Annotated in this window: 28 protein-coding genes; 17 read left to right on the top strand and 11 right to left on the bottom strand. The window is 70.4% G+C overall.

The window, feature by feature from the left end:
- Positions 1 to 4: 4 nt before the first annotated feature.
- From BT364_RS00225 to BT364_RS00195, 7 genes are all read left to right on the top strand, one after another.
- Complete coding sequence (locus BT364_RS00225) at positions 5 to 805, top strand: acetoacetate decarboxylase family protein (protein ID WP_072482988.1); 801 nt, start codon at positions 5 to 7, stop codon at positions 803 to 805.
- Positions 802 to 1686, top strand: coding sequence for an SDR family NAD(P)-dependent oxidoreductase (locus tag BT364_RS00220; protein WP_072482987.1), 885 nt, complete (start codon positions 802 to 804; stop codon positions 1684 to 1686). Before BT364_RS00225 ends, BT364_RS00220 begins: the two co-directional genes overlap by 4 nt.
- A 10-nt stretch (positions 1687 to 1696) precedes the next feature.
- Positions 1697 to 2974 carry an amidohydrolase family protein gene (locus BT364_RS00215; protein WP_072482986.1) on the top strand — a complete coding sequence of 426 codons (1278 nt, stop codon included), beginning with the start codon at positions 1697 to 1699 and terminating at the stop codon, positions 2972 to 2974.
- Positions 2974 to 4197: an amidohydrolase family protein gene (locus tag BT364_RS00210; RefSeq protein ID WP_072482985.1), complete on the top strand. Its 1224-nt coding sequence runs from the start codon at positions 2974 to 2976 to the stop codon at positions 4195 to 4197. Before BT364_RS00215 ends, BT364_RS00210 begins: the two co-directional genes overlap by 1 nt.
- 25 nt (positions 4198 to 4222) lie before the next feature.
- Positions 4223 to 4936 carry a VIT1/CCC1 transporter family protein gene (locus BT364_RS00205; protein WP_072482984.1) on the top strand — a complete coding sequence of 238 codons (714 nt, stop codon included), beginning with the start codon at positions 4223 to 4225 and terminating at the stop codon, positions 4934 to 4936.
- 116 nt (positions 4937 to 5052) lie between these two features.
- Positions 5053 to 5925, top strand: a complete 873-nt coding sequence (locus BT364_RS00200; protein ID WP_072482983.1) for a sterol desaturase family protein — start codon at positions 5053 to 5055, stop codon at positions 5923 to 5925.
- Positions 5922 to 6602 carry a lysoplasmalogenase gene (locus tag BT364_RS00195; RefSeq protein ID WP_072482982.1) on the top strand — a complete coding sequence of 227 codons (681 nt, stop codon included), beginning with the start codon at positions 5922 to 5924 and terminating at the stop codon, positions 6600 to 6602. The genes BT364_RS00200 and BT364_RS00195 overlap by 4 nt, the downstream gene beginning before the upstream one ends.
- Before the next feature lie 9 nt (positions 6603 to 6611).
- Here BT364_RS00195 and BT364_RS00190 read toward each other — a convergent pair whose 3' ends face one another.
- A complete protein-coding gene (locus BT364_RS00190; protein WP_072482981.1) occupies positions 6612 to 8054 on the bottom strand; it encodes a CoA transferase in 1443 nt (480 codons plus the stop codon).
- Positions 8055 to 8136: 82 nt separating this feature from the next.
- Complete coding sequence (locus BT364_RS00185; protein WP_072482980.1) at positions 8137 to 9672, bottom strand: S8 family peptidase; 1536 nt, start codon at positions 9670 to 9672, stop codon at positions 8137 to 8139.
- A gap of 290 nt (positions 9673 to 9962) precedes the next feature.
- Here BT364_RS00185 and BT364_RS00180 point away from each other — a divergent pair, with 290 nt between their 5' ends.
- The 3 genes from BT364_RS00180 (at position 9963) to moaA (ending at position 13146) form a co-directional block, all read left to right on the top strand.
- A complete protein-coding gene (locus BT364_RS00180; RefSeq protein ID WP_072482979.1) occupies positions 9963 to 10331 on the top strand; it encodes a DUF485 domain-containing protein in 369 nt (122 codons plus the stop codon).
- Positions 10328 to 11968: a solute symporter family protein gene (locus tag BT364_RS00175; protein ID WP_072482978.1), complete on the top strand. Its 1641-nt coding sequence runs from the start codon at positions 10328 to 10330 to the stop codon at positions 11966 to 11968. Before BT364_RS00180 ends, BT364_RS00175 begins: the two co-directional genes overlap by 4 nt.
- A gap of 188 nt (positions 11969 to 12156) precedes the next feature.
- Complete coding sequence (gene moaA / locus BT364_RS00170; RefSeq protein ID WP_072482977.1) at positions 12157 to 13146, top strand: GTP 3',8-cyclase MoaA; 990 nt, start codon at positions 12157 to 12159, stop codon at positions 13144 to 13146.
- Positions 13147 to 13150: 4 nt separating this feature from the next.
- Here the strand turns inward: moaA and BT364_RS00165 are convergent, their stop codons facing one another.
- A complete protein-coding gene (locus BT364_RS00165; RefSeq protein WP_072482976.1) occupies positions 13151 to 13402 on the bottom strand; it encodes a hypothetical protein in 252 nt (83 codons plus the stop codon).
- A gap of 239 nt (positions 13403 to 13641) precedes the next feature.
- The gene (locus BT364_RS00160; RefSeq protein WP_072482975.1) at positions 13642 to 14007 is read right to left on the bottom strand and encodes a DUF3099 domain-containing protein; all 366 of its coding nucleotides are present in this window, start codon (positions 14005 to 14007) and stop codon (positions 13642 to 13644) included.
- 234 nt (positions 14008 to 14241) lie between these two features.
- On the opposite strand from BT364_RS00160, the gene BT364_RS00155 reads away from it, so the two are divergent.
- On the top strand, positions 14242 to 14517 hold the full coding sequence (locus tag BT364_RS00155; RefSeq protein WP_072482974.1) for a GlsB/YeaQ/YmgE family stress response membrane protein: 276 nt from the start codon (positions 14242 to 14244) through the stop codon (positions 14515 to 14517).
- Positions 14518 to 14590: 73 nt separating this feature from the next.
- On the opposite strand, the gene tyrS is transcribed toward BT364_RS00155, so the two are convergent.
- The 6 genes from tyrS to BT364_RS41260 all read right to left on the bottom strand — a co-directional run bounded on the left by tyrS (position 14591) and on the right by BT364_RS41260 (position 20523).
- On the bottom strand, positions 14591 to 15856 hold the full coding sequence (gene tyrS, locus BT364_RS00150; RefSeq protein WP_072482973.1) for a tyrosine--tRNA ligase: 1266 nt from the start codon (positions 15854 to 15856) through the stop codon (positions 14591 to 14593).
- Positions 15857 to 15915: 59 nt separating this feature from the next.
- The gene (locus BT364_RS00145) at positions 15916 to 17310 is read right to left on the bottom strand and encodes a metallopeptidase TldD-related protein (RefSeq protein WP_072482972.1); all 1395 of its coding nucleotides are present in this window, start codon (positions 17308 to 17310) and stop codon (positions 15916 to 15918) included.
- Complete coding sequence (locus BT364_RS00140; protein ID WP_072482971.1) at positions 17307 to 18830, bottom strand: TldD/PmbA family protein; 1524 nt, start codon at positions 18828 to 18830, stop codon at positions 17307 to 17309. The genes BT364_RS00145 and BT364_RS00140 overlap by 4 nt, the downstream gene beginning before the upstream one ends.
- Before the next feature lie 108 nt (positions 18831 to 18938).
- Entirely contained in the window at positions 18939 to 19163 is a 225-nt protein-coding gene (locus tag BT364_RS00135; protein WP_072482970.1) for a DUF397 domain-containing protein, read from the bottom strand.
- Positions 19160 to 20029, bottom strand: coding sequence for a helix-turn-helix domain-containing protein (locus BT364_RS00130; RefSeq protein WP_072482969.1), 870 nt, complete (start codon positions 20027 to 20029; stop codon positions 19160 to 19162). Before BT364_RS00130 ends, BT364_RS00135 begins: the two co-directional genes overlap by 4 nt.
- A gap of 119 nt (positions 20030 to 20148) precedes the next feature.
- On the bottom strand, positions 20149 to 20523 hold the full coding sequence (locus BT364_RS41260; protein ID WP_177327986.1) for a hypothetical protein: 375 nt from the start codon (positions 20521 to 20523) through the stop codon (positions 20149 to 20151).
- Positions 20524 to 20788: 265 nt separating this feature from the next.
- Here BT364_RS41260 and BT364_RS00120 point away from each other — a divergent pair, with 265 nt between their 5' ends.
- The 5 genes from BT364_RS00120 to BT364_RS00100 all read left to right on the top strand — a co-directional run bounded on the left by BT364_RS00120 (position 20789) and on the right by BT364_RS00100 (position 23651).
- The gene (locus tag BT364_RS00120) at positions 20789 to 21073 is read left to right on the top strand and encodes a type II toxin-antitoxin system Phd/YefM family antitoxin (RefSeq protein WP_072482968.1); all 285 of its coding nucleotides are present in this window, start codon (positions 20789 to 20791) and stop codon (positions 21071 to 21073) included.
- Positions 21074 to 21078: 5 nt separating this feature from the next.
- Positions 21079 to 21462 carry a type II toxin-antitoxin system VapC family toxin gene (locus BT364_RS00115; protein WP_256259566.1) on the top strand — a complete coding sequence of 128 codons (384 nt, stop codon included), beginning with the start codon at positions 21079 to 21081 and terminating at the stop codon, positions 21460 to 21462.
- A 154-nt stretch (positions 21463 to 21616) separates the two neighbouring features.
- Positions 21617 to 22336, top strand: coding sequence for a 3-oxoacyl-[acyl-carrier-protein] reductase (fabG, locus tag BT364_RS00110; RefSeq protein WP_072482966.1), 720 nt, complete (start codon positions 21617 to 21619; stop codon positions 22334 to 22336).
- Between the two features lie 5 nt (positions 22337 to 22341).
- Positions 22342 to 23109, top strand: coding sequence for an enoyl-ACP reductase FabI (gene fabI / locus BT364_RS00105; RefSeq protein ID WP_072482965.1), 768 nt, complete (start codon positions 22342 to 22344; stop codon positions 23107 to 23109).
- Positions 23110 to 23276: 167 nt separating this feature from the next.
- The gene (locus tag BT364_RS00100; RefSeq protein ID WP_072482964.1) at positions 23277 to 23651 is read left to right on the top strand and encodes a hypothetical protein; all 375 of its coding nucleotides are present in this window, start codon (positions 23277 to 23279) and stop codon (positions 23649 to 23651) included.
- Between the two features lie 25 nt (positions 23652 to 23676).
- Here the strand turns inward: BT364_RS00100 and BT364_RS00095 are convergent, their stop codons facing one another.
- On the bottom strand, positions 23677 to 24351 hold the full coding sequence (locus tag BT364_RS00095; RefSeq protein ID WP_072482963.1) for a FadR/GntR family transcriptional regulator: 675 nt from the start codon (positions 24349 to 24351) through the stop codon (positions 23677 to 23679).
- A gap of 136 nt (positions 24352 to 24487) precedes the next feature.
- Between BT364_RS00095 and BT364_RS00090 the strand changes: the two genes are divergently transcribed.
- Entirely contained in the window at positions 24488 to 25801 is a 1314-nt protein-coding gene (locus BT364_RS00090; RefSeq protein ID WP_072483650.1) for a CynX/NimT family MFS transporter, read from the top strand.
- Position 25802 lies beyond the last annotated feature (1 nt).

Below are 25802 nucleotides of genomic sequence, written 5' to 3'. Positions count from 1 at the left end.
CGGCATGGCACGCGTACGGTACGGCGCGCGCACCGAGGCCGAGATCGCGGCGGCCCGCGAGGCCCGCTCCACACTCCCCGACATCTGGTCCACCGGTGTGGTGGCCCTCTGGGAGAGCGACCCCGACGCGGTGGCGGCGGTCCTCCCGCCACCCCTCGAACCCGCACGGCGCCCGCTCGTCCGGGCAAGCATCAGTACGGTCGAACTCCCCGGCTACCCACTCGGCGCGGGCTCCGTCGCCGTCGCCGCCGTCCACGACGGCCACGAGGGCTGGTATCCGCTCGTCATGCCGATGACTCATGAACGGGCGCTGACCGGCGGCCGTGAGGTGTTCGGCGAACCGAAGAAGCTCGGCGAGGTGACCGTCGAACGCGACGGCCCCGTCGTCCGGGCCGCGCTCGTCCGGCACGGCATCGCATTCGTCGAGGTGCGCGGCACGGTCGGTGGCGCACTGCCGCTGCCCCGGCCGACGGCCAAGCTCGACTTCTACTTCAAGTTCCTGCCCGCGGTGGACGGCGAGGGCTTCGACTCCGAGCCCGTCCTGATCCACTGCACCCGCCACGAGAAGGTCCGCAGACTGGAACGCATCTCGGGCGATGTGGTGCTGCGCGAGTCGGTGTACGACCCGGTCGCCGATCTCCCCGTACGACGGCTGGTCGAACTCACCATCGGCGAGAAGACCAGCGACCAGCAGGGCCGGGCCGTGGAGCGGGTGAGCGCGAAGGCCCTGCTGCCGTACATCCACCAGCGTTACGACGACCCGCAGCAGATCCACGACGGCCCGCCGGAAGGGAGCGTCCGATGAGACTGGAGGAGGGCCAGGTCGCCGTCGTCACCGGCGCCGCGAGCGGCATCGGTCTCGCGATGGCACGCAGGTTCGCCGCCGAGGGACTGAGCGTCGTCCTCGCCGATGTGGAGGAGGACGCGCTCGACGGGGCGGCACGCGAATTGCGCCAGGGCGGTGCGCGGGTGCTGGCCCGGGTCGTCGACGTCGGCGAGCGGGAATCCGTACAGGCCCTGGCCGAAGCCGCTTACGACACCTTCGGTGCCGTGCATGTGCTGTGCAACAACGCAGGTGTCGGCTCCGGGGCCGAGGGCCGGATGTGGGAGCACGAGCCGAACGACTGGAAGTGGGCGTTCGCGGTCAACGTCTGGGGCGTCTTCCACGGCATCCAGGCGTTCGTGCCGCGCATGATCGCGGGCGGCGGCCCCGGCCATGTCGTCAACACCTCGTCCGGGGACGGCGGGATCGCCCCGCTGCCGACCGCCTCCGTGTACGCGGTCACCAAGTCCGCGGTCGTCACGATGACCGAGTCGCTGTACGCACATCTGAGGGCGGAGGGCGCGCCGGTCGGTGCCTCGGTGCTCTTCCCCGGCCCGCACATGCTCCGCACCGGACTGTGGGAGTCGCACCGCAACCGGCCGGAACGGTACGCCAAGGAGCGCCCGCGCAGGACTCCGTACCACAGCCTCGAACAGTGGGAATCCGCCATGCGGGCGGCGGGCCACGAGGTGGAGTTCACCCCGGTGGAGGACGTCGCGGCGACCGTCGTGGACGGGATACGCGCCGACCGTTTCTGGATGCTGCCCGACAGCGAGCACAGCGACCGGCAGATCCGCGCCAGGTCGCAGTCGATGCTGGAGCGGGCCAACCCGTCGTACCTGGAGAGTTTCATACTCGACTGAGGAGCGAGCGATGACCGACGACCCGTACCTGATCATCTCCTCCGACTGCCACGCCGGGCTGCCCACGGAGGAGTACCGGCCCTATCTCGACTCCCGCTTCCACCGGGACTTCGACGACTTCCTCGCCGGGCGCGACCGCCGCCGCGAGGAGATGACCCGCCTCGGCGTACGCAACGAGGCCTTCGCCGACAAGTGGTTCCATGACAACGAGGAAGGCCTGAAGGGCGGTTGGGACGCCGCCCGGCGCCTGAAGGAACTGGACGGCGACGGGGTGGCGGCCGAGGTCGTCTTCCCGGACGCGGACGCCGTCGACAGCCGGACCGCCGCCCCGTTCGGCGTGGGCCTCGGACTCTCCGGCGACCAGGACCCGGAGCTGGGCATGGCCGGCGCGCAGGCCCACAACCGCTGGCTCGCCGACTTCGTCTCGCAGAACCCCGAACGCCACTGCGGGGTCGCCCTGTTGCCCGTCACCGGCGAGGTCGACCGGGTCGTCGCGGAGATCCACCGGGCCAAGGAGTCCGGACTCGGTGCGCTCATGATCCCCTCCATGTGGGTGGACAAGGCCCCGTACCACGACCGTCGTTACGACCCCGTGTGGGCGGCCGCCGCCGAGACGGCGATGCCGGTGGTCACGCACTCCGGGGCGGCCCCGCGCCACGAGTACGGCGACCATCTCGGGATCTACGTCTCCGAGGTCACCTGGTGGCCCTCCCGCCCGCTCTGGTTCCTGCTCTGGTCGGGCGCCTTCGAACGCCATCCCGGGCTGAGGTTCGGCGTCGCCGAGTCCGGCTGCTGGTGGCTGCCGAACCTCCTGTGGTTCATGGACCGTCTCTACCTCGGCGCCCACGGCGGCAAGAAGCTCTCCCCGTTCGCCGAACTGAAGCGGCCCCCGCACGAGTACCTCGACCGCCAGGTCTTCATCTGCGCCACCAACACCAAACGCCGCGAACTCGCCCAGCGGTACGAGATCGGCGTCGACAACATCCTGTGGGGCAGCGACTTCCCGCACCCCGAAGGCACCTGGCCGAACACCGCCCAGTGGCTGCGCGACACCTTCCACGACATCCCCGTCGCCGAGACCCGCCGCATGCTGGGCCTCGCCGCAGCCGAGGTCTTCGGCTTCGACACGGCGAAGCTCGCCCCGGTCGCCGAGCGCATCGGCCCCACACCCGAGGACCTCGGCCAGGTGGCCGACCAGGCGGCGGTCGAGGCGTCCTGGGCCAGGTCGCGCGAAGTGGGCCGGCACTGGCTGACCGACCACGACTTCCCGGTCCTGGGGGTTCGGTGATGGACCGCTACACGGTCATTTCCGCGGACTGCCATGCCGGAGCCGATCTCCTCGACTACCGGCCCTACCTGGAAGCGAAGTACCACGACGACTTCGACGCGTGGGCGGCGACCTACGTCAATCCGTACGAGGACCTCCTCGCCGACACCGCCGACCGCAACTGGAACTCCGCACGCCGCGTCGCGGAGCTGGAGGCGGACGGCGTCGTCGCGGAGGTCGTCTTCCCCAACACCATCCCGCCGTTCTTCCCCTCCGCCTCCCTGATGGCGCCCGCGCCGTCGCGGACGGAGTACGAACAGCGCTGGGCCGGCCTGCGCGCCCACAACCGCTGGCTCGCCGACTTCTGCGCGCAGGCACCGGCCCGGCGCGCGGGCGTGGCACAGATCCTCCTCAACGACCCGGCGGAAGCGGTCCGCGAGGTCCGCCGCACCAGGGCCGCGGGCCTCACCGGCGGCATCCTGCTGCCCGGCGCACCGCCCGGCTCCGGCATTCCCGAGCTGTACTCGCAGGTGTACGACCCGCTGTGGGCGGTCTGCGAGGAGCTGGACGTACCCGTGAACCACCATGGTGGCTCCGCATCCCCGCCGCTCGGCGACGAACCGGCGGCGCGCGCCGTCTTCATGGTGGAGACGACCTGGTTCTCGCACCGGGCGCTGTGGCACCTGGTCTTCGGCGGAGCGTTCCGCCGCCATCCCGGACTGAAACTGGTCCTCACCGAACAGGGCTCCGGCTGGATCCCCGGCGTAGTGGAGATGCTGGACTACTACCACGGCCGCCTGGTCGCGGCGGCGACCCGGGCAACCACCGCCGAATCCAAGTTCGGTGCGGGCCTCGCCGCTTCGATGGGCGCGAGCCCCAGTGAGGTCTGGCGCGACAACTGCTACGTGGGCGCCAGCTTCATGCGGCCCCACGAGGTGCCGCTGCGCGACCGGATCGGCCTCGACAAGATCATGTGGGGCAGCGACTACCCGCACGACGAGGGCACCGCCCCGTACTCACGGGAGGGCCTGCGGATCGCGTACGCGGGCCTGCCGCCCGAGGAGATCGCGGCGATGACCGGCGGCAACGCGGCCCGTGTCTACGGGTTCGACCTGGCGGCGCTCGACCGCATCGCGGCCGAGGTCGGCCCGACGGTCGAGGAGATCGCCGAACCGCTGAAGGAGGTTCCGCCCGACGCGACCAGCCCTGCCTTCGCACCGGGCGGGTCGGTACGCGTTTGGTGACCGGACGGGGTGAGACCATCCCCGGGTGACGGAAATCCGGACGCACGACGAACCGCACGGCAACGGCCTCGGCGCACGGCTGAACTGGCTGCGCGCCGCGGTCCTCGGCGCCAATGACGGTGTGGTCTCCACCGCGGGCCTGGTCGTCGGCGTGGCCGGCGCCACCGGCGACCGCGGTGCCCTGCTCACGGCGGGCCTGGCCGGGCTGCTGGCCGGCTCCATGTCGATGGCCGCGGGCGAATACGTCTCGGTCTCCACCCAGCGCGATTCGGAGCGGGCCGCCCTCGCGACGGAGAAACGGGAGCTCAAGGAGGCCCCGGAGGCGGAGCTCGAAGAGCTGACCGGCCTGCTGGAGGGCAAGGGGCTGAGCCGGGACGTCGCCCGGGAGGCCGCCCTCCAGCTCACCGAACGCGATGCGCTGCGCGCCCACGCGGAGGTCGAGCTGGGCATCGACCCGGACGAGCTGACGAACCCGTGGCACGCCGCGGGCGCGAGTTTCCTGGCCTTCACGGTGGGCGCGCTGCTGCCGCTGCTGGCGATCGTGCTGCCGCCCTCGTCGGTGCGGCTCCTGGTGACCGTCCTGTCGGTACTTGCGGCACTGGCCCTCACCGGCTGGTGGAGCGCCCGGCTGGGCGAGGCGAGGGTGGGGCCGGCGGTGCTGCGGAACGTGGGCGGGGGAGCGTTGGCGATGGCGGTCACTTATGGGGCGGGGGAGTTGCTGGGGGCGGTGGGGGTGTAGGGGCAGTGCGCAGCCGTGTTTGGCAGAAGTCACCAAAGACTGCTGACACCGCGTCTCGTATACTTGTTGGTAACAACGTCTAGTCCCCGGCCGACCTGCGGCTCTACGGTGCAGGCATGCCGACGAACCTGCCCGATGTAGTGCTCTGGTCCATACCGGCCTTCGCCCTGCTCACCGTCCTGGAAATGGCCCTCCACCACTTCCACCCCGACGAGGACGCGGCCGGATACGAGACGAAGGACACCGTCACCAGCATCAGCATGGGGCTGGGCAGCCTGGTCTTCGACCTGCTGTGGAAGGTGCCCATCGTCGCGATCTACACCGCGGTCTACGAACTGACCCCGCTCCGTGTCCCCGTGCTGTGGTGGACCGTCCCGCTGATGCTGCTCGCCCAGGACTTCTTCTACTACTGGTCACACCGCGGCCACCACGTCATCCGGATCCTCTGGGCCTGCCACGTGGTCCATCACTCCAGCCGGAAGTTCAACCTCTCCACCGCGCTGCGCCAGCCCTGGACCTCACTGACCGTCTGGCCATTCTACCTGCCGATGATCGCGTGCGGGGTCCATCCGGCCGCGCTCGCCTTCTGCTCGTCGGCGAACCTCGTCTACCAGTTCTGGGTGCACACGGAGCGCATCGACAAGCTCCCCAGGCCCTTGGAGTACGTACTGAACACGCCCTCCCACCACCGGGTGCACCACGCCTCGCAGGGCGGCTACCTGGACCGGAACTTCGGCGGCATCCTGATCCTGTGGGACCGGATCTTCGGGTCCTTCACCGCCGAGACCGAGCGGCCCGTGTTCGGCCTCACCAAGAACATCGACACCTTCAACCCGCTGCGTGTCGCCACCCACGAGTACGCCGCCATCGCCCGCGACGTGCGGTCGGCGGACAGCTGGAGCGAGCGGGCCGGGCGGATCTTCCGCGGGCCCGGCTGGCAGCCGGCCGGCCGGGCCGTCCGCACGGCCGCCCCGGAGCGCACCGGATGAGCGCCGGCACCGCCCCGGACCGGCGGGAGCGTCTCGTACGCCCGCTCTTCATCGCCTTCCTCGTGGCCTCGGCCGTCGACCTCCTCGGCCTGCTCGCCGATGTCCAGGTCGCCCACCTCGTCGCCAAGCCCCTGCTGATGCCGCTGCTGGCCGGGTACGCCGCCGCCCGGCGCGGGCCCCGGCTGCTCATCGCCGCGCTACTGTTCGGCTGGGGCGGTGACACGTTCCTGCTGGCCGACGCCGATGCCGCCTTCCTCATCGGGATGGGCTCCTTCGCCGCGGGTCACGTCTGCTACCTGTGGTTCTTCGGGCGGGCCCGCGGCTCAGTGCCCGCCGGGCTCGTCTACGCCGCCGTCCTGACCACCTTCATCATCCTGATCTGGCCCGGTCTGCCTGCCGAGATGCGGATCCCGATCGCCGGCTACAGCCTGCTGCTCACGGCGATGGCGTACCGCGCCGGCACGCTCGGCCCGTACGCGGCCACCGGCGGGGCGCTCTTCCTGCTCTCCGACGCGCTGATCGCCACCGGCATCGCGGACTGGCCGCAGCTGCCCGAGCCCGACTTCTGGGTCATGCTCACCTACATCGCGGCGCAGTTCCTGCTGACTGTCGGAGTCCTCGCACCGGGATCGAAATGGGCCGGTGTCGCAAGGCGATGGACGAGCGCACGGCGCTGAAGGTGCTCATCAAGCCGTGAGCCAGGCGGCCGCGTCCGCCCCCAGCGGGCCGGGCGGGCGCGACCAGCCGGCGGGCGAACCCTCGAAGGCGACCGGTGGCACCGCGTGCCGCAGCCGGCCCAGCGGGCTGTCCGTCTCCGTGAGCCACTTCTCGGGGTCGTACGAGCGCCCGGTCCCGTCCCCGTCCCCGGTCGCGGCCCCCGGAAGGGCAGGGGCGGGCAGCTCGTCGAGCAGCCAGGAGGCGGTACGGGCCAGCGAGAGTGTCGCCAGCCGGGAGCCACCCTCGTCGTGCTGCTCGGTCAGCGCCCGCAGCACGGCGGCGGCCAGCAGATAGCCGGTGCCGTGGTCGAGCGCCTGGGCGGGCAGCGCACCGGGCACGCTCCCGGGCCCGGCGCCGGCCTCGACCGACGCGATGCCGGTGGCCACCTGTACCAGGCTGTCGAAGCCGCGCCGCCCGGCCCACGGGCCGTGCCCCCAGGCCGAGAGCCGCGCGATCACCAGCCCCGGCCTGCGCGCGGCCAGGGACTCGGGGGTCAGCCCGAACCGCTCGAACGCACCGGGCCGGTAGCCGATGACGACCACGTCCGCGTCGGCCAGCAGCCGGTCGAACGCGGCCGCCCCCGAACGGCCGGAGAGGTCCAGGTCCACCGACCGCTTCCCGAAACCGGTGTCGCTGTGCGCGTCCGGGCTCTCCGGGAGCTGCGGGGCGTCGATCCTCAGCACGTCCGCGCCGAGCAGCGCGAGCGTACGGGTGGCGACCGGCCCCGCGATCACCCGGGTGAGGTCGAGCACCCGCAACCCGGCGGCGGGCAGCAGCGGTTCACCGGTGAGCGGTGCCGTGCGGCGCCCCGGCGCGTCGTCGGTGCGTTCCCGGGCCACCAGCGGCGTGCCCGCGACCGCGGCGCCCCGCGGGTCGGCCGCCCACTGACCGGGTGTACGGGCGGCCACGGCCAGGCCGCCCGCCTCGTACACCGTCCGCTCGATCTCGTCGCTACGGCGCCCGGCGAACGAGGCGGCGACGGTGTCCACGGCGATGTCGTCCGGGGTCTCCGGGGAAAGGCCCAGCGTGGCGAGCAACCGGGCCCGGTGGTGCGGGTAGTTGGCGTGCGTCCGGACCCAGCCGTCCGCGGTGCGCCAGAACCGGGACAGCGGGGCGAAGCTGGTCGGCGCGCGCCCGTCGATCCGCAGATGGCGCTCGCTGGTGAACGCCGTGGCCACCGCGCCCTCGTCGATCCGGACCCGGGGCACCGGGCCCGCGGTGCGGCGCGCGGCCAGCTCGGCGGCGGCCAGCGAGCAGACCGCGACGGCGGAACGGGCCAGCTCCATGACGGGCAGCCGGGCGGGGAGCAGCCGCCCGCCGGGACCGTCCGTCGCGATGTGCGCGAGAAGCGCGGGATCACCGCCGAGCGCCGCCCAGGCCTGCTCGGTACCGGACTTCGGTGCATGAGTCATCCGCCCACTATGGCACTGAGTGCCACCAGTGGGAGGGGCCGCCCGAAGACCCCGGCCCCTCCCGCCGCGAGCCGCGTTCCCGCTACCAGCGGACCGCGTTCAGCGCGTTCACCACACCGGCACCGTAGAAGCCGTTGCGGTTCTTGCCGCCCTCGCAGACGGCGTCGATCTTGCCGTCATTGTCGATGTCGTACGGGGCACCGCACGCCGTGGCGTCGGCCTCGGCGAGCAGCAGCGCCTTCACCGCGGCCGCCGAGGCGTGCGGGTGCGTCGACTTGATCAGGGCCGCGACACCCGCGACATGCGGGGAGGCCATCGACGTACCGGCCTTGTAGCCGTACTTGCCGTCCGGCAGCGTGGACAGGATCAGGCCGCTGGTGGCCGGCGGGGCGGGCGTCTGGTAGGCCGTGGAGTCGCCGCCCGGGGCCGCCACGTCGATGACGCCGTTCCCGTAGTTCGAGTACGAGGCCTTCAGGCCCTTGGCGCCGGTCGCGGAGACCGTCACGACGCCCGGCAGCTGCGCCGGGATGTCGAGGCACTCGCGCGGGTTGACCGTCCGGGTGGCGGCGGTGCTGTCGTTCGGGCTGGTGGTGTCCTCGATCGCGTCGGAGGCCAGGTCGAACCTGCTGTTGCCGGCCGAGGCGATGTTGACCGTGCCCTTGCGCTCCGCGTACCGCGTGGCGCGCGCGACGGCCTCGACCAGGGCGCCCTGGTCCGGGTCGTTCTTGCAGTTGAACATCCACGGGTCGGTGTAATAGCTGTTGTTGGTGACATCGACACCGTGCTCGGCGGCCCAGACGAAGCCGCAGACGATCGACTCGGTGTAGAAGAAGCCGTCCGGGTTCGCCACCTTGATGCCGGCGACCTTGACGCCCGGCGCGACGCCCGTCACCCCGACGCCGTTCTTCGCGGCGGCGACGGTGCCCGCGACATGCGTGCCGTGGTTGCTCTCGGTGGGCGCCGAACGCCAGGCGCCGTCCGTGGTGTCCGGCGCTCCGGAGGCGCAGCTCGCCGACGCCGCGCGGTCGAAGTTCGGCGCCAGGTCGGGGTGGGTGTCGTCGACACCCGTGTCGATGACCGCGACCGTGACCTTGCGACTGCCCAGCGTCTTCTTGTGCGCCTGGTCCGCCTTGATGGCGGGCAGATCCCACTGCAGGGGCTCCATCGGGTCCTGGCCCGCCGTCGCCTCGGCCGCCGCGGCCTCGGCCTGCGCGGCGGTGAGCGGCTGCTCGGCCCCGGTGTCCGTGGTGGCCTGCGGAACGATGGGGTTGGTGCGGGTGGCCCCTGCCGAATCGACGCCCTTGACCCGGCGGACCGTCTTCGCGAAGTCCGGGTTCTGCGAGTGGACGACGATGACGCCGATCTGCTCGTAGGCGACCACCACCGTGCCGCCGGCCTCGGCTATCGCCTTCTTCACCTGCTCGACGGTCCCATGGCCGCCCCGCGTGTTGACCACGTAGGAGAGCTTCGGTCCGTCCGTCGACACCGCGGCCGTGGGCTGCGCGTCCACGGGTGCGGCAGAGGCGGCACCCGTCGGCAGGAAGCCGAGCGAGGCCGTGAGGGCCAATCCGACGGGCAACGTGAGTGCGCGCGTCCGTCTGGATCCCAGATGAGCCATGGGGTCTCCACATCATCCGTACCGGTCGACCGGACACGGGCGTGCCCGGTCGCGTACATGACCAGTGAAGTTATCGCTGATCATCCCCACTGATCAATGATTTCGCAGCTCCGGATTGAGCCGGACGGGCGCGAAACGGCGCGCGGGAGAAGTACGCGGCGGTGGTGAACCGCTCTGCCGCGCTCTCCGTGCCGTTGTCGGGGGAGGTGCACCGACACCCCCGGTACCGAGCCTGCCCAGTGAGATCCACCGTCACCGACACCACCGCACCCGCGTCGCGAGGAGATTCCGTGGCTACCGATGCACCGCCGCCGCCCGAGGCCAGTACGGACACCCGCCCTGCCCAGCCCACGACCGAGGCGTTCACCGCGGTGCAGGAGAGCGCGGAGTTCGGCGAACTGCGCCGCTCGTACCGCTCGTTCGCCTTCCCGCTGACCATCGCGTTCGTCCTCTGGTACCTGCTCTACGTGCTGCTGTCCAACTACGCGGGCGGCTTCATGGGCACCAAGGTGTACAGCAACATCAACGTGGCCTTCGTGTTCGGCCTCGGCCAGTTCGTCACCACCTTCCTCATCGCCTGGTTCTATTCGCGGCACGCGGCCGCGAAGCTCGACCCGAAGGCCGAGGCCATCAAGTCCCGTATGGAGGCCGACGCATGAGCGCCGCGTACCACTCGCACCCCGCCCTCCAACTGGCCGCCTCCTCGACCACCGAGCACCGGCCGCTGATCATCACGCTCTTCGCCGTGTTCGTCGCCGCGACCCTGGGCATCACCGTCTGGGCCGGACGGCAGACCCGGAGCGCCTCCGACTTCTACGCGGGCGGCCGTCAGTTCACCGCCTTCCAGAACGGGCTCGCGGTCTCCGGCGACTACATGTCCGCCGCGTCGTTCCTCGGCATCGCCGGGGCCATCGCCCTCTTCGGCTACGACGGCTTCCTGTACTCCATCGGCTTCCTCGTCGCCTGGCTCGTCGCCCTGCTGCTGGTCGCCGAACCACTGCGCAACTCCGGCCGCTACACCATGGGCGACGTCCTCGCCTACCGGATGCGCCAGCGCCCCGTCCGCACCGCCTCCGGCGTCTCCACCATCGTCGTCTCGATCTTCTACCTGCTGGCCCAGATGGCGGGCGCGGGCGTCCTGGTCTCGCTGCTCCTCGGCATCACCAGCGACGCGGGCAAGATCCTCATCGTCGCGCTGGTCGGCGTACTCATGATCGTGTACGTCACCATCGGCGGCATGAAGGGCACCACCTGGGTGCAGATGGTCAAGGCCGTACTGCTCATCGCCGGCGCCCTGCTGATGACCTTCCTGGTGCTGCTGAAGTTCGACTTCAACATCTCCGACCTGCTGGGCACGGCCGCCGAGAAGAGCGGCCACGGAGCGGCGTTCCTGGAGCCCGGCCTCAAGTACGGCGCCACCGGCACCTCGAAGCTGGACTTCCTCTCCCTCGGCATCGCCCTGGTCCTCGGCACCGCCGGCCTGCCGCACATCCTGATCCGCTTCTACACGGTGCCGACCGCCAAGGCCGCCCGCAAGTCCGTCAACTGGGCCATCGGCATCATCGGCGCCTTCTACCTGATGACGATCGCCCTCGGCTTCGGCGCCGCCGCCCTCATCGGCCCCGACGAGATCAAGGCGAAGAACCCGGCCGGCAACGCGGCTGCCCCGCAGCTCGCCGAATACCTCGGCGGGGTCGGCTCCACCGGCGGCGCCGTACTGCTCGCGGTGATCTCGGCGGTCGCCTTCGCCACCATCCTCGCCGTCGTCGCGGGGCTCACCCTCGCCTCCTCGTCCTCCTTCGCGCACGACATCTACGCCAATGTCATCCGCAGGGGGAAGGCCACCGAGAAGGAGGAGATGGGGGCCGCCCGCTGGGCCACCGTCCTCATCGGCGCGGTCGCGATCGTCCTGGGCGCCTTCGCCCGTGACATGAACGTCGCCGGACTGGTGGCGCTCGCGTTCGCCGTCGCCGCCTCCGCCAACCTGCCGACCATCCTCTACAGCCTGTTCTGGAAGCGGTTCACCACCCAGGGCGCGCTGTGGTCGATCTACGGCGGTCTGGCGAGCTCGGTGATCCTGGTGCTGTTCTCGCCGGTCGTCTCCGGCAACCCGAAGACATCGATGTTCAAGGGCGTCGACTTCGCCTGGTTCCCGCTGGAGAACCCCGGCCTGATCTCCATCCCACTGGGCTTCCTGCTCGGCTGGGTCGGCTCCCTCCTCTCGAAGGAGACGCCGGACAAGGGCAAGTACGCCGAGCTGGAGGTCAAGTCCCTCACCGGCGTCGGAGCACACTGACCGGGCAGCGCCCCGGGCTCCCGTTCCGTGGCCGTGTCGTAGGGTCCTACGACACGGCCACGCCGCTCCTCGTGCCGAACGGGCCCCGCCGATGGCACCGCTCTCGCGTACTCTCAAAAGAGTCAGCCGGAAGGACCGGCCGGAAGCCCGGACTCGGCACCCGGGAAGCAATCGGGGAGGGGGCCCACATGCTCATCGACACATACGACCGGGTCGCCACCGACCTGCGCGTCTCGCTGACCGACCGGTGCAATCTGCGGTGCACCTACTGCATGCCGGAAGAAGGCCTGCAATGGCTGGCCAAGCCCGACCTGCTCAGTGACGACGAGATCGTCCGGCTGATCCGCATCGCCGTCACCCGGCTCGGCATCACCGAGGTCCGCTTCACCGGCGGCGAGCCGCTGCTGCGCCCCGGGCTCGTCTCCGTCGTCGAGCGCTGCGCGGCCCTCGACCCCCGCCCCCGGATGTCGCTGACCACCAACGGCATCGGTCTGAAGCGCACCGCCGTCGCACTCGAGGCCGCCGGTCTCGACCGGGTCAATGTCTCGCTGGACACCCTGCGCCCCGACGTCTTCAAGACCCTCACCCGCCGCGACCGCCACCACGACGTGCTGGCCGGCCTCGAAGCCGCCCGCGACGCCGGGCTCACCCCGGTCAAGGTCAACACCGTCCTGATGCCGGGGCTCAACGAGGACGAGGCCCCCGAGCTGCTCGCCTGGGCCGTCGAGCAAGGATACGAGCTCCGATTCATCGAGCAGATGCCGCTCGATGCCCAGCACGGCTGGAAGCGCGACGGCATGATCACGGCAGGCGACATACTCCGGTCGCTGCGCACCCGCTTCACCCTCACCGAGGAGGGCGCCGGGGAGCGCGGCTCCGCCCCGGCCGAGCGCTGGATCGTCGACGGCGGCCCCCACCGGGTCGGCGTCATCGCCTCCGTCACCCGCCCCTTCTGCCGGGCCTGCGACCGGACCAGGCTCACCGCCGACGGTCAGGTGCGCACCTGCCTCTTCGCCCGCGAGGAGACCGATCTGCGCGGAGCCCTGCGCTCGGACGCGCCGGACGAGGAGATCGCCCGGATCTGGACGCTCGCGATGTGGGGCAAGAAGGCCGGATCGGGCCTGGACGACCCGTCCTTCCTCCAGCCCGACCGGCCGATGTCGGCGATCGGCGGCTAGGACCCTAGGGGCGGCCGTCGGTGCCGGACTCCCACTCCGCCAGCGTCACGACATCCTTGAGGAAACCCCGGACATCGAGGAACGAGGAGAGGTGCTCCCGGTGTTCCTCGCAGGCCAGCCAGGTCTTGCGGCGCTCCGGGGTGTGCAGCTTCGGGTTGTTCCAGGCGAGCACCCAAACGGCCTCGGTCCGGCAGCCCTTGGCGGAACAGATGGGGGCGGCGGCAGCGCTCTCGGCCGCGGATTCAGGGGAGTTCACGGACTCAACCCTAGATCCTCCCCTTGGGGATCAGACCATTGCCCGACCGCATCCCCGGCCGTAGAAAAAGCGACGCCGGGCAGCCACGGGGGGAGCTGCCCGGCGTCGGTCCGTCGCTCCGACGGGGGATGCGGAGCGCTTACGAAGTATGTCACGCAGACCGGGGTGCGGTGCACCGTAACTTCATGATTGATCTGAGGTTTTCTTGAGGATCGGATGCCATGCACACCTGACCGGGCTCAGACCGATTCTCCGCCGCGGCGGACACCGTCACCCTCCGGACCGGATTCCGCGGCACCCGCCAGGGGCGCGGCGTCGAGTACCGGCCGCATCGGCGCCGGTACGAAGGTGGAAGGAAGCGAAGGGGTGTTCTCCCGGCCCGCGTTGGCGATGACCACCGCCACGTACGGCAGCAGCACCCCGAGCGCGAGCGCCACGATCGCGACATACCGCTCGACGTTCCACAGCACCGCGGCCAGGATCACCGACACCGTCCGCACGGACATCGAGATCACATAACGCCGCTGCCTGCCGCGCACATCGTCCGCGAGTCCCTGCCGGGCCCCCGTGATCCGGAAGACCCCGCCGCCGCTCTGCTTCCGCATCACGTCTCCATCACCTTTCCTCCGGCGCCTGGTGGGCCGGGGAACACCCCACCCCCGCCGCCGGACCGCAAACCACGGTACGCCCGGCACCCGACGGCTTCGAGACCGGGGCACGCCCTGTTCGTACATATCGGTGTCCGGGCCGCACGTACGGCCCCTTCGGCATGCGGTGCACGGCCCGCGGGCCGAGACTGGGCGGCACATGCGCGACATCGCGTCGCACGAGGAGGCGACATGGGCTGGTTGTGGGCAATCATCGTGGGTCTGGTGCTCGGTCTGATCGCGAAGGCGATCCTGCCCGGCAAACAGAACATCCCACTCTGGCTGACGATCATTTTCGGCATCATCGGCAGTGTCCTCGGCAACGCCGTCGCCACCTGGATCGGTGTCAACGAAACCAAGGGCATCGACTGGATCCGCCATCTGCTCCAGCTGATCGGTGCGGTGGTGGTCGTCGGCGTCGGCGACATGCTGTGGGCCTCGTTCCGCGGCACCAGACAGAAGACCTGAACCACCCGGCACGACGCACCGCGGCCGGACACGCGTCACGCGTGTCCGGCCGCGGTGCGCAGTCGGTCCGGGATCAGCCGGTGACCTCGATGGCGGCGAGGTTCTTCTTGCCCCGGCGCAGCACCAGCCAGCGCCCGTGCAGCAGCTCCTCGCGGGCCGGTGCGCTCTCGCCGTCCGTGACCTTGACGTTGTTCACGTACGCACCGCCCTCCTTCACCGTGCGGCGGGCGCCCGATTTGCTCGGCGCCAGGCCGACCTCCACCAGGAGATCCACCAGCGGACCCAGCTCGGTGACCTGCGCGTGCGGCACCTCGGACAGCGCGGCGCTCAGCGTCGCCTCGTCCAGCTCGCCGAGCTCACCCTGGCCGAAGAGCGCCTTCGACGCCGCGATGACCGCGGCGCACTGCTCGGCGCCGTGCACCAGCGTCGTCAGCTCCTCGGCCAGCGCGCGCTGCGCCGTCCGGGCCTGCGGGCGCTCCTCGGTGACCTTCTCCAGCTCCTCCAGCTCCGCGGGGCTGAGGAAGCTGAGGATGCGCATGTACCGGGAGATGTCCCGGTCGTCCACGTTCAGCCAGAACTGGTAGAACGCGTACGGCGTCGTCATCGTCGGGTCGAGCCAGACGGCCCCGCTCTCGGACTTGCCGAACTTGGTCCCGTCCGCCTTCGTCATCAGCGGCGTCGCCAGCGCGTGCACCTCGGCGCCCGGCTCCAGGCGGTGGATCAGGTCGAGACCGGCGGTGAGATTGCCCCACTGGTCGCTGCCGCCCTGCTGGAGGGTGCAGCCGTAGCGCCGGTACAACTCCAGGTAGTCCATGCTCTGGAGCAGCTGGTAGCTGAACTCGGTGTAGCTGATGCCCTCGTCGGACTCCAGCCGTCGGGCGATGGATTCCTTGGTCAGCATCTTGTTGACGCGGAAGTGCTTGCCGATGTCCCGGAGGAACTCGATCGCGGACATGCCCGAGGTCCAGTCCAGGTTGTTCACCATGACCGCCGCGTTCTCGCCCTCGAAGGACAGGAACGGCTCGATCTGGGACCGCAGCCGCGTCACCCAGTGGGCGATCGTCTCCGGATCGTTCAGCGTGCGCTCCGCGGTCGGCCGCGGGTCACCGATCTGACCGGTGGCCCCGCCCACCAGGGCGAGCGGCCGCAGCCCGGCCTGCTGGAGCCGGCGCATGGTGAGTACCTGCACCAGATGGCCGACGTGCAGACTCGCCGCGCTGGGGTCGTAGCCGCAATAGAAGGTGACGGGACCGTCCGCGAGAGCCTTGCGCAGTGCGTCCTCGTCAGTGGACTGGGCGAACAGCCCACGCCACTTCAGCTCGTCGACGATGTCCGTCACGGTTCCGGTGCTCCTCGTGGTGCGTACGGGTAATGGGTTTCCTGCTCAGTCTAGGCGGGTCAGACGCCCGGACTCACCGAGCTCATGTTGAAGTCCGGGATCCGCAGCGCGGGCATCGCGGACCGGGTGAACCAGTCGCCCCACTCGCGCGGCAGCGTCTTCTCCGTACGGCCCGCCTCCGTGGCCCGCGACAGCAGGTCCACCGGCGACTCGTTGAACCGGAAGTTGTTCACCTCGCCGACGACCTCGCCGTCCTCGACGAGATACACCCCGTCGCGGGTCAGCCCGGTCAGCAGCAGCGTGGCCGGATCGACCTCGCGGATGTACCACATGCAGGTCAGCAGCAGCCCGCGCCCGGTCGTCGCGGCCACCATCTCCTCCAGGGACCGCTCACCGCCGCCCTCCAGCACCAGGTTGTCGATCGCCGGCGCGACCGGCAGCCCGGTCAGCCCCGCCGTGTGCCGGGTGGTCGTCAGGTGCTCCAGCCGGCCGTCCCGCACCCAGTCGGTCGGCGTCAGCGGCAGACCGTTGTCGAAGACGGAGGCGCCGTCCCCGGAGGCGTGGGCGATCACGAACGGCGCCGACTCCAGGCCCGGTGCGTTCGGGTCGCTGCGGAGCGTCAGCGGCAGCCCGGAGAGCTGCTCACCGATCCTGGTCCCGCCGCCCGGCTTGGAGAACACCGTCCGGCCCTCCGCGGCGTCCCGCGCGGCCGACGACCACAGCTGGTAGATCAGCAGATCGGCGACGGCGGTCGGCGGCAGCAGCGTCTCGTACCGCCCGGCGGGCAGCTCGATACGGTGCTCAGCCCAGCGCAGCCGCTGCGCCAGCTCCGCGTCCAGCTCGGCCGGGTCGACGTCCTTGAAGTCACGCGTCGAGCGGCCCGCCCAGGACGAACGGGTGCGGTCCGGGGACTTGGCGTTGAGCTCCAGCGTCCCGGTCGGCTGGTCGTGGCGCAGCCGCAGCCCCGTCGACGTACCGAGGTAGGTCGTGGTCAGCTCGTGGTTGGCGAAGCCGTACAGCTCACGGCCGCCGGAGCGGGCGCGGGCGAAGGCGTCGCCGAGCGCCGGGGCGAACTCCGCGAAGACGTCCGAGTCCGTCTCGGCCGGCGCGTCCGTGAAGTCGGGCGACACGGGCACCCCGGCCACCAGCGGCTGCGCGTCCTCCGCCGGACCGGCCCCGCGCGCCGCGGCCTCGGCGGCCCGCACCAGCGGCTCCAGGTCGTCGGTGGTCACCGCGGACCGCGACACCACGCCGGACGCGGTGCCCTGCGCACCGTCGACGGTCGCGATGACGGTCAGGGTCCGCCCCCGGGTCACCCCGTTCGTCGTGAGCGCGTTGCCGGCCCAGCGCAGATTCGCGGACGACTGCTCGTCGGCGATGACCACACAGCCGTCGGCGGTGGACAGTTCGAGCGCCCGCTCGACGATCTCGTGCGGCTTGCTGACGCGGCTCATCGTCCGGCCTCCTGCGTCGTATTGAGGATGTTCACGCCCCGGAAGAGGGCGGAGGGGCAGCCGTGCGAGACAGCCGCGATCTGGCCCGGCTGGGCCTTGCCGCAGTTGAAGGCGCCGCCCAGGACGTACGTCTGCGGGCCGCCGACCTTCTCCATCGAGCCCCAGAAGTCCGTCGTCGTCGCCTGGTACGCGACATCGCGCAGCTGCCCGGCCAGCCTGCCGTTCTCGATCCGGAAGAACCGCTGCCCGGTGAACTGGAAGTTGTAGCGCTGCATGTCGATGGACCAGGACCGGTCGCCGACCACGTAGATCCCGCGCTCCACCCCGCCGATCAGGTCCTCCGTGGACAGCCCGCCCGGATCCGGCCGCAGCGACACGTTGGCCATCCGCTGTACAGGGACATGGCCCGGCGAGTCCGCGTACGCGCAGCCGTTGGAACGGCCCAGCCCCGTCAGCTTCGCGATCCGCCGGTCCAGTTGGTACCCGACCAGCGTCCCGTCCTTGACCAGGTCCCAGGACTGAGCCTGGACACCCTCGTCGTCGTACCCGATGGTCGCGAGCCCGTGCTCGGCGGTGCGGTCACCGGTCACATTCATCACGGGGGAGCCGTACACCAGCTTCCCCAGCTGGTCGAAGGTGGCGAACGAGGTCCCGGCGTACGCCGCCTCGTAGCCCAACGCCCGGTCCAGCTCGGTGGCGTGGCCGATCGACTCGTGGATGGTCAGCCAGAGGTTGGACGGGTCGACGACCAGGTCGTACGTCCCCGCCTCGACGCTCGGCGCCCGCATCTTCTCGGCCAGCAGCCCGGGAATCCGCTCCAGCTCGTCGTCCCAGTCCCAGCCGGTCCCGGTCAGGTACTCCCAGCCGCGGCCCACCGGCGGGGCGATCGTCCGCATCGAGTCGAACTCACCGGTGGTCCCGTCCACGGCGACCGCGGTGAGCTGCGGATGCAGCCGCACCCGTTGCTGGGTGGTCACGGTGCCGGCCGTGTCCGCGTAGAACTTGTTCTCGTGGACGGTCATCAGCGAGGCGTCCACATGCGCGACGCCCTCGGCACCCAGGAGCCGGCCGCTCCACTCGGCGAGCAGCCCCGCCTTCTCCTCGGCCGGTACGTCGAAGGGGTCGATGTCGTACGCCGAGACCCAGGTCCGCTCGCCGTGCACCGGCTCGTCCGCCAGCTCCACCCGCTCGTCCGAGCCGGCGGCCGCGATCACCTTCGCCGACAGCTTCGCCATGGCGACGGCCTGCGAGGCCACCTTCGCCGCGGCGTCCATCGTCAGGTCCACCCCGGACGCGAAGCCCCACGCCCCGCCGTGCACCACCCGCACCGCGTAGCCGAGATCGGTGGTGTCCGAGGACCCGGCGGGCCGGGCGTCCCGCAGCCGCCAGGACGCGCTGCGCACCCGCTCCAGCCGGAAGTCCGCATGCACGGCGCCCAGCGCCCGCGCGCGGGCGAGCGCCGCGTCGGCGAGGGCCCGCAGCGGCAGGGCCAGGAATGACTGATCTACCTCATGAGGCATGTAGTACTCCGTCTTTTCGGCATGTGTTCGCAGTGAACCATGTCGTGCGTCGAGGGCGACCGGCCACAGGTTTCCCGGACGAGCACGCCGGGCTCGTCACCCGGCCGGTCAGAGGGCGCCGTCGATCACGCCCGCCCTGAACGCGGCCCACCCCGGGGCACTGAACCGCAGGGGGGTGCGTGCGAGGTCCTTCGAGTCGCGTACGGCCGTTGCCCCTCCGGGGAGGCTGGCGACTTCCACGCAGTTGCCCTCCCCGCCGCTGGCGGTGGCTTTGTGCCAGGCGAGCGCGGAGATGTCGTATGCGTGCAGTTCCGCTGTGCGATCTTCGTTCACTTACGGTGTCTCTCTTCCATCTGGGAGATCAGCTTCAGTGAGTCGTCCGTCGGCAGCGCTGCCGCAACGATTCGCTCGAACGCGTCGGCGAAAGTCCCCACTTCACCGACGCCCTCAACGTAGGACGACCCGATGAGATTCTCCAGCAGAACCACGTCTGGCATCGGTCCGGGAAAGCCGACGAGGCTGAAGCCGCCGACACTACCCGGGTGGGGTGTGCCGTCGAGTGGCATCACCTGGAGTGTCACATGCGGCATCTCCGAGACGTCCAGCAGTCTGCGCAGCTGCTCGCGCATGGTCGTCGGCCGTGTGGCGAACCTCTGGTGCAGCACGGCTTCGTGGATGATCGCCCAGAGCTTCAGCGGCCCGGACGGACGGGTGAGTACGGCCTGTCGGGCCTGGCGGACCTCTGCGAGCGCGGCGACTTCCTCCGGCGTGCGCGTGATCGCGTTGGCGGCGATGGTCTCCCGTGCGTAGGCGGCGGTCTGAAGAAGGCCGGGAATGAGCAGCGGTGCGAACTCGCGCACGCTCGCGGCATCGGATTCGAGCGAGATGTAGTCCGCGTACGTGGGCGACACGATGCCGCTGTATGTCTGCCACCAGCCCTGCTTGCGGGCGTCCTTGGCGAGTCCTTCCAGGGCCGCGACCACCTCTTGGTCATCAACCCCGTACACCCTGAGCAGTTCGGCCACTTCCGTCGGCCGGACATGACCGTTGGCGGTCTCGATCCGGGACAACTTGGGACCGAGCCACCCAAGTGCTTCGGCTGCCGAGTCGAGGGTGAGGCCGGCAGCGTTCCGATACCGGCGGAGAGCTTCGCCGAGTCGGCGTCGGCGGACTGTGGGAACTGGTCGCGCGTTTGGCATGCCAGGAGTCTGGCAGCGCCCCACGTGCAAGTCGACGCAGCAGGCCACTGGGCAATCAATTTAGGTGACAAACTTGCGAGTCACTTGCGAGGTTTGCAATGTCTGCGGTCAAGTTGGCTCTACAGGGCATGAGTTGAAGCCCAGGGTGAGAAGTCGAGCGCGGCCCAGCGCCGCAGGCTGGAGGCGTCATGTTCGGCATGGCCGACGAGGAAGACCACGACCCGCAGTCCCCGCCACCTGCCGTCGGGCACTATGTGCGCTACCGGAGCCGCGGCTTCGCGGCACACATCAACGCCTCCGGACCGAACCTCCGCTCCGTACGTGAGCTCACCGCCAAGGCCTTGGCCGAACTGAGCGTGCAGGGGGACGTGGCCGACGCCGCGCAGCTCGTCGTGTCGGAGCTCGTCGGGAACGCCGTCCGAGCCTGCGGGGATCACGTGCCCGTCGTGGTGGAGGTGTACGCCGCGGCTTTCGGGGTCGCGGTCAATGTCCATGACCCGGACCCCGCACCGTTCCGCGCCGTCGCGGCATCGCGCTGGACGACGCGGAGGCCGAGGCCGGCCGTGGCCTCGCGCTGCTGGATCTGCTCGCGCCGGGCTGGCACGTGGTCCGGTCGTCGATCGGCAAGCAGATCCGGTGCCGGGTCCCCTGCCCCGCCGGGTGAGCCCTGCCCTGCCGGGCCGTGTCGATGCATCCTCGTTGTAGGTACGATTCAAAAAATGTAGGTACTTTCCCTGATGGTTGTCGAAGGGAGCCCCGATGAGCACCATCTCCGTCCGAGAGTTCTCGTACAACCCGAGTGCCGTCTTCGCCCGGGTGGAAAAGGGCGAGGCGATTCAGGTGACGAGACACGGCAACGTCATCGCGATACTGCTTCCCGGTACCGGGGCCTCGGAGCGCTATGCCTCGCTTGTCGCGCAGGGGCAGATCAGGCTGAAGCCGGCCACGACGGCCGATCTCGACCGGCTGCCGGCCTGTGAGCCGCCGGAAGATGTCTCTCCCCTGGACATTCTGCTCGCCGAGCGTGAGGACGATCCGCGTTGATCTACATGGACAGCTCGGCGATCGTCACTCTGCTGAGCGGGCGCGAGCATGCTCGTGAGCTGCGAGCACATCTCGCGGGGCGGCCGGTGGCACCCCTGGCGACCAGCAGTCTCGGCTTTGTGGAGACCGTTCGGACACTGGACCGGGTCGGTAGCTTCCCTCGGCTCATGGGGGACCTGACCCGGGACTTCACCGAGATCCTCCTGACCGATGAGGTACGGGACGCGGCTGCCGCCCTGTCGGGAAGAGTCCGGACGCTCGACGCGATCCACGTGGCCAGTGCCCAGGTGCTGGGAGCGTCGCTCGACGTACTCATCAGTTACGACAAACGGATGCTGGAGGTTGCCGAGGGCGTCGGCCTCCCCGTCGAAGCGCCGGGCTTTCGCTGAGGCACTTGCCGGTGCGGGAAGCGTTCATCCGGACCGGGTGCTGTAGGAACCCCACAGTGCCCGGAGGAAGGCGCTGTCAGGGGCCGATTGCTCGTGGAGCGCCTGGTACCGATAGGTTTTCGATGTACCAGACCGCTAGGGAAAGGGTGATCCGTTGAGCCGCTCGGTTCTCGTCACCGGAGGAAACCGGGGCATCGGCCTCGCCATCGCCCGCGCATTCGCCGACAACGGCGACAAGGTCGCGATCACCTGTCGCTCCGGCGAGCCGCCCGCGGTGCTCACCGAGGCCGGTGTTCTCGCGGTCCGTTGCGACATCACCGACGCCGAGCAGGTGGAGCAGGCCTACAAGGAGATCGAGGAGAAGCACGGTCCCGTGGAGGTGCTGGTCGCCAACGCCGGTATCACCAAGGACCAGTTGCTGATGCGGATGTCCGAGGACGACTTCACGTCCGTCCTCGACACCAACCTCACCGGCACCTTCCGGGTCGTCAAGCGCGCCAACCGCGGCATGCTGCGAGCCAAGAAGGGCCGTGTCGTCCTCATCTCCTCCGTCGTCGGGCTCCTCGGCTCGGCCGGGCAGGCGAACTACGCCGCGTCCAAGGCGGGTCTGGTCGGCTTCGCCCGGTCGCTGGCCCGTGAGCTCGGTTCCCGGAACATCACTTTCAACGTCGTCGCGCCCGGTTTTGTCGACACCGACATGACGCAGGTGCTCACCGAGGAGCAGCGCAAGGGCATCGTGTCCCAGGTGCCGCTCGGCCGCTACGCGCAGCCCGAGGAGATCGCCGCCGCGGTGCGCTTCCTCGCCTCCGACGACGCGTCGTACATCACTGGAGCCGTCATCCCCGTTGACGGCGGATTGGGCATGGGTCACTGATCACCATGAGCGGAATTCTCGACGGCAAGCGCATCCTCATCACCGGTGTGCTGATGGAGTCGTCCATCGCTTTCCACACCGCCAAGGTGGCCCAGGAGCAGGGTGCCGAGATCATCCTGACCGCCTTCCCCCGGCCCACGCTGACGGAGCGCATCGCCAAGAAGCTGCCCAAGCCGGCCAAGGTCATCGAGCTGGACGTGACCAACGCCGAGCACCTCGACCGGCTCGCCGGCCTGGTCAAGGAGGAGCTCGGTTCGCTCGACGGCGTCGTCCACTCCATCGGCTTCGCGCCGCAGGACGCGCTCGGCGGCAACTTCCTCAACACCCCGTTCGAGTCCGTCGCCACGGCGATGCACGTCTCGGCGTTCTCGCTGAAGTCGCTCGCCATGGCCTGCAAGCCGCTGATGAGCGAGGGCGGCTCGATCGTCGGCCTCACCTTCGACGCGCAGTTCGCCTGGCCGCAGTACGACTGGATGGGCCCGGCCAAGGCCGCGCTGGAGGCCACCTCCCGCTACCTCGCCCGTGACCTGGGCAAGGACGGGCTGCGCTGCAACCTGGTCTCCGCCGGACCGATCGGCTCGATGGCCGCCAAGTCCATCCCGGGCTTCGGCGAGCTCGCCGACGTGTGGAACACCCGCTCCCCGCTGGCGTGGGACATGTCCGACCCGGAGCCGGCCGGCCGTGCCGTCGTCGCGCTGCTCTCGGACTTCTTCCCGAAGACCACGGGCGAGATCATCCACGTCGACGGTGGCGTGCACATGATGGGTGCCTGATCCCTTACGACGGGCCCTGACACAGCCGCGTACCGCCTCCGAGCAGGCGGAACGCGGCTGTTCCGTGTCCGCGCCCGGCTCCGGCCCGCTCAAGTCGAAAAGATGGTCGATCCACCGCAGAATGTGGTGAACCGGACTTCGGGTCGGGCTACGGGGAGGAGGTCGCCATGCGCTCCACACGTCGCCGGACCGGGATACTGCTGGCGGCCTCCATAGCCGTCGCCGCACTCGCCGCCCCGGTGGGGATATCCGTGGCGGGACGGGCGGGAGCCGGGGCATCCGCCCCTGACGCCCCCACCCCGGATCCCGCCGGAGCCGAATGCCGTACGTCGGTCCGGGGCTCCCGGGTCGTCGCCTACTGCCACAACCCGTACCCCTCCACCGACCGCGTACAACTGCACACCGAGTGCCGCCGCTGGTGGGACATAGACGCCGATGCCACGCCGGTCGACGTGGGCCCCGGGCGGACCGTGCGGCTCGACGACCGCTGCTGGAAGGAAGTCGGCTCCGTCTGGGTCACGCACCGGGTGCAGGACACCTGACGGCCCTGGGGCCGCCGGACGGACCTCAGGCCTGATCCACCGGACAGCTCAGCGCATGGCTCGCGGCCTCGGACGCCGCCGTCTCCCCGTCGCCCGCCCGGATCGCCTCGACCAGCCTGCCGTGGTCCATGTGGTTCTCCGGCCGCAGTTCATGACCGATGTCGCCCCTGAGATAGTCGCGCAGCAGATCGCCCAGGTCGGCGTAGAGGCCGGTCAGCACGTCGTTGTGCGAGGCGGCGACCACGGCCAGATGCAGCGTCGCGTCCGCCGCGACGAACGCCTCGGCGTCACCCGCGGCCCAGGTCTCCTCCCGGCGCGCCATGAGCGCGTCCAACTGCTTCAGATCCCGCTCGGTGCGCCGGGCGGCGGCCAGCCTCGCCGCCGACGACTCCAGGGTGGAGCGCAGCTCGGCGATGTGGCGCGGATCGGCGGAGGCGAAGCGGCGGTGCATCACCCCGGCCAGCTCGCTGGTGGCGACGACATAGGTGCCCGAACCCTGCCGGATGTCCAGCAGCCCGTTGTGCGCGAGGGCGCGCACGGCCTCCCGGACGGTGTTGCGGGCCACCCCCAGCTGCTCCACCAGTTCGGGCTCGGTGGGAATGCGTGAACCCACGGGCCACTCGCCCGAGGTGATCTGATTCCTGAGCTGGGCAATCACCTGGTCGGCGAGTGCCGAACGCCGCGGAGACGTCAGCGCCATGGTGCTCCTTGGTCGGGTTGCTGGGGTGATGGGGAAGGACGGGAGTTGCTGTGGTTGCGTGCCCGGGGCGAATGGTCTCAGAGAGGCTCCGGGCTGATTGGACAATCAATCATCCCATGATTCTATGATGGGCCTCATGCCCGAAGACGAGACCCGGCCCCAGACCCGGAACCCGAGCCCCGCCACCACGATGGACGCGCCCACGAAACCCACGGCCTCGCCGACCCGACAGGACCCGCAGACGGCACAGGCCGCCGACGGACCCTCTGTCTGGGTGCTCCGGCTGGTCGTCGTCGGCCTGGTCCTCACCGCGCTCAACCTCCGCCCCGCCATCACCAGCCTCGGCGCCCTCCTCGAAGAGGTACGGGACGGGCTGCACATGAGCGGCAGCGTGGCCGGTGTCCTCACCTCCGTACCGCCGCTCTGCTTCGCGGCCTTCGGCATCATGGCGCCGCGCCTCGCCCGCCGCTTCGGCCCGGGGGCGGTCGTCTGCGCCGGCATGACGGCCATCACCGCCGGTCTGGTGATCCGGCCGCTCGTCGGCGGGACGGCCGGCTTCCTCGCCGCGAGCGCCCTCGCCCTCATGGGCATCGCCGTCAGCAACGTCCTGATGCCGGTGATCGTCAAGCGCTGGTTCCCGGACCGGGTCGGCTCCATGACCGGGCTCTACTCGATGGCCATGGCCCTCGGCACCTCGCTCGCCGCCGCGGTGACCGTGCCGATGACCAGCGCGATGGGCGGCAGCTGGCGGCTGGGGCTCGGCGTCTGGGCCGCGCTCGCCGCCGTCGCGATCCTGCCCTGGATCCCGGTGGTACGGGACCGGACCGGCGCCCCGGGGCAGCCCGCCGCCCAGCACACAGGCACCCCGGCCCTCAAGATCACCCGCAGCCGTACCGCCTGGGCCCTCGCCTGCTTCTTCGGCCTCCAGGCCACCGCCGCGTACATCGCCATGGGATGGATGCCGCAGATCTTCCGCGACGCCGGGGTCTCGGCCGGTACGGCGGGTGTGCTGCTGGCCGTGACCATGGCGATGGGCGTACCGCTCGCCTTCGTCATCCCCAGGGTCGCGACCCGGATGAAGAACCAGGGCCCGATCGTCGTCTTCCTCGGCAGCTGCGGTCTCATCGGCTACGCGGGCCTCTACCTCGCCCCGGCCGGCGGGGCCTGGGCCTGGGCGGTGCTCCTCGGCATCTCGAACTGCTCCTTCCCGCTCGCCCTGACCATGATCGGCATGCGTACGCGCACCGGCGCGGGAGTGGTCCGGCTGTCCGCGTTCGCCCAGTCCGTCGGCTATCTGATCTCGATCCCGGGACCGCTGCTGATCGGTGTGCTCTACCAGCACAGTGGCGGCTGGGAGCTGCCGATCGCACTGATGGCGGGCCTCATGCTGCCGCAGATGGCGGTCGGAATCCTGGCCGGGCGGGACCGGACGATCGAGGACGAGTGCTGAG

This window comes from Streptomyces atratus, assembly GCF_900119365.1.
Taxonomy (GTDB): Bacteria; Actinomycetota; Actinomycetes; order Streptomycetales; family Streptomycetaceae; genus Streptomyces; species Streptomyces atratus_B.
This window is presented reverse-complemented; position numbering and strand designations above follow the sequence as displayed.

Bases quoted from the DNA above. Each gene is read 5' to 3' on its own strand.
- BT364_RS00115 (WP_256259566.1), top strand. From the start codon at position 21,079: ATGGACAGCTCGGCGATCGTCACTCTGCTGAGCGGGCGCGAGCATGCT.
- BT364_RS00200 (WP_072482983.1), top strand. From the start codon at position 5,053: ATGCCGACGAACCTGCCCGATGTAGTGCTCTGGTCCATACCGGCCTTC.
- BT364_RS00145 (WP_072482972.1), bottom strand. From the start codon at position 17,310: ATGAGCCGCGTCAGCAAGCCGCACGAGATCGTCGAGCGGGCGCTCGAA.
- moaA (WP_072482977.1), top strand. From the start codon at position 12,157: ATGCTCATCGACACATACGACCGGGTCGCCACCGACCTGCGCGTCTCG.
- BT364_RS00130 (WP_072482969.1), bottom strand. From the start codon at position 20,029: ATGCCAAACGCGCGACCAGTTCCCACAGTCCGCCGACGCCGACTCGGC.
- BT364_RS00100 (WP_072482964.1), top strand. From the start codon at position 23,277: ATGCGCTCCACACGTCGCCGGACCGGGATACTGCTGGCGGCCTCCATA.
- BT364_RS00175 (WP_072482978.1), top strand. From the start codon at position 10,328: ATGAGCGCCGCGTACCACTCGCACCCCGCCCTCCAACTGGCCGCCTCC.
- BT364_RS00215 (WP_072482986.1), top strand. From the start codon at position 1,697: ATGACCGACGACCCGTACCTGATCATCTCCTCCGACTGCCACGCCGGG.
- BT364_RS00090 (WP_072483650.1), top strand. From the start codon at position 24,488: ATGCCCGAAGACGAGACCCGGCCCCAGACCCGGAACCCGAGCCCCGCC.
- BT364_RS00220 (WP_072482987.1), top strand. From the start codon at position 802: ATGAGACTGGAGGAGGGCCAGGTCGCCGTCGTCACCGGCGCCGCGAGC.
- fabI (WP_072482965.1), top strand. From the start codon at position 22,342: ATGAGCGGAATTCTCGACGGCAAGCGCATCCTCATCACCGGTGTGCTG.
- BT364_RS41260 (WP_177327986.1), bottom strand. From the start codon at position 20,523: ATGGACATTGACCGCGACCCCGAAAGCCGCGGCGTACACCTCCACCAC.
- BT364_RS00195 (WP_072482982.1), top strand. From the start codon at position 5,922: ATGAGCGCCGGCACCGCCCCGGACCGGCGGGAGCGTCTCGTACGCCCG.
- BT364_RS00225 (WP_072482988.1), top strand. From the start codon at position 5: ATGGCACGCGTACGGTACGGCGCGCGCACCGAGGCCGAGATCGCGGCG.
- BT364_RS00095 (WP_072482963.1), bottom strand. From the start codon at position 24,351: ATGGCGCTGACGTCTCCGCGGCGTTCGGCACTCGCCGACCAGGTGATT.
- BT364_RS00160 (WP_072482975.1), bottom strand. From the start codon at position 14,007: ATGCGGAAGCAGAGCGGCGGCGGGGTCTTCCGGATCACGGGGGCCCGG.
- BT364_RS00140 (WP_072482971.1), bottom strand. From the start codon at position 18,830: ATGCCTCATGAGGTAGATCAGTCATTCCTGGCCCTGCCGCTGCGGGCC.
- BT364_RS00210 (WP_072482985.1), top strand. From the start codon at position 2,974: ATGGACCGCTACACGGTCATTTCCGCGGACTGCCATGCCGGAGCCGAT.
- BT364_RS00155 (WP_072482974.1), top strand. From the start codon at position 14,242: ATGGGCTGGTTGTGGGCAATCATCGTGGGTCTGGTGCTCGGTCTGATC.
- BT364_RS00190 (WP_072482981.1), bottom strand. From the start codon at position 8,054: ATGACTCATGCACCGAAGTCCGGTACCGAGCAGGCCTGGGCGGCGCTC.
- BT364_RS00185 (WP_072482980.1), bottom strand. From the start codon at position 9,672: ATGGCTCATCTGGGATCCAGACGGACGCGCGCACTCACGTTGCCCGTC.
- BT364_RS00120 (WP_072482968.1), top strand. From the start codon at position 20,789: ATGAGCACCATCTCCGTCCGAGAGTTCTCGTACAACCCGAGTGCCGTC.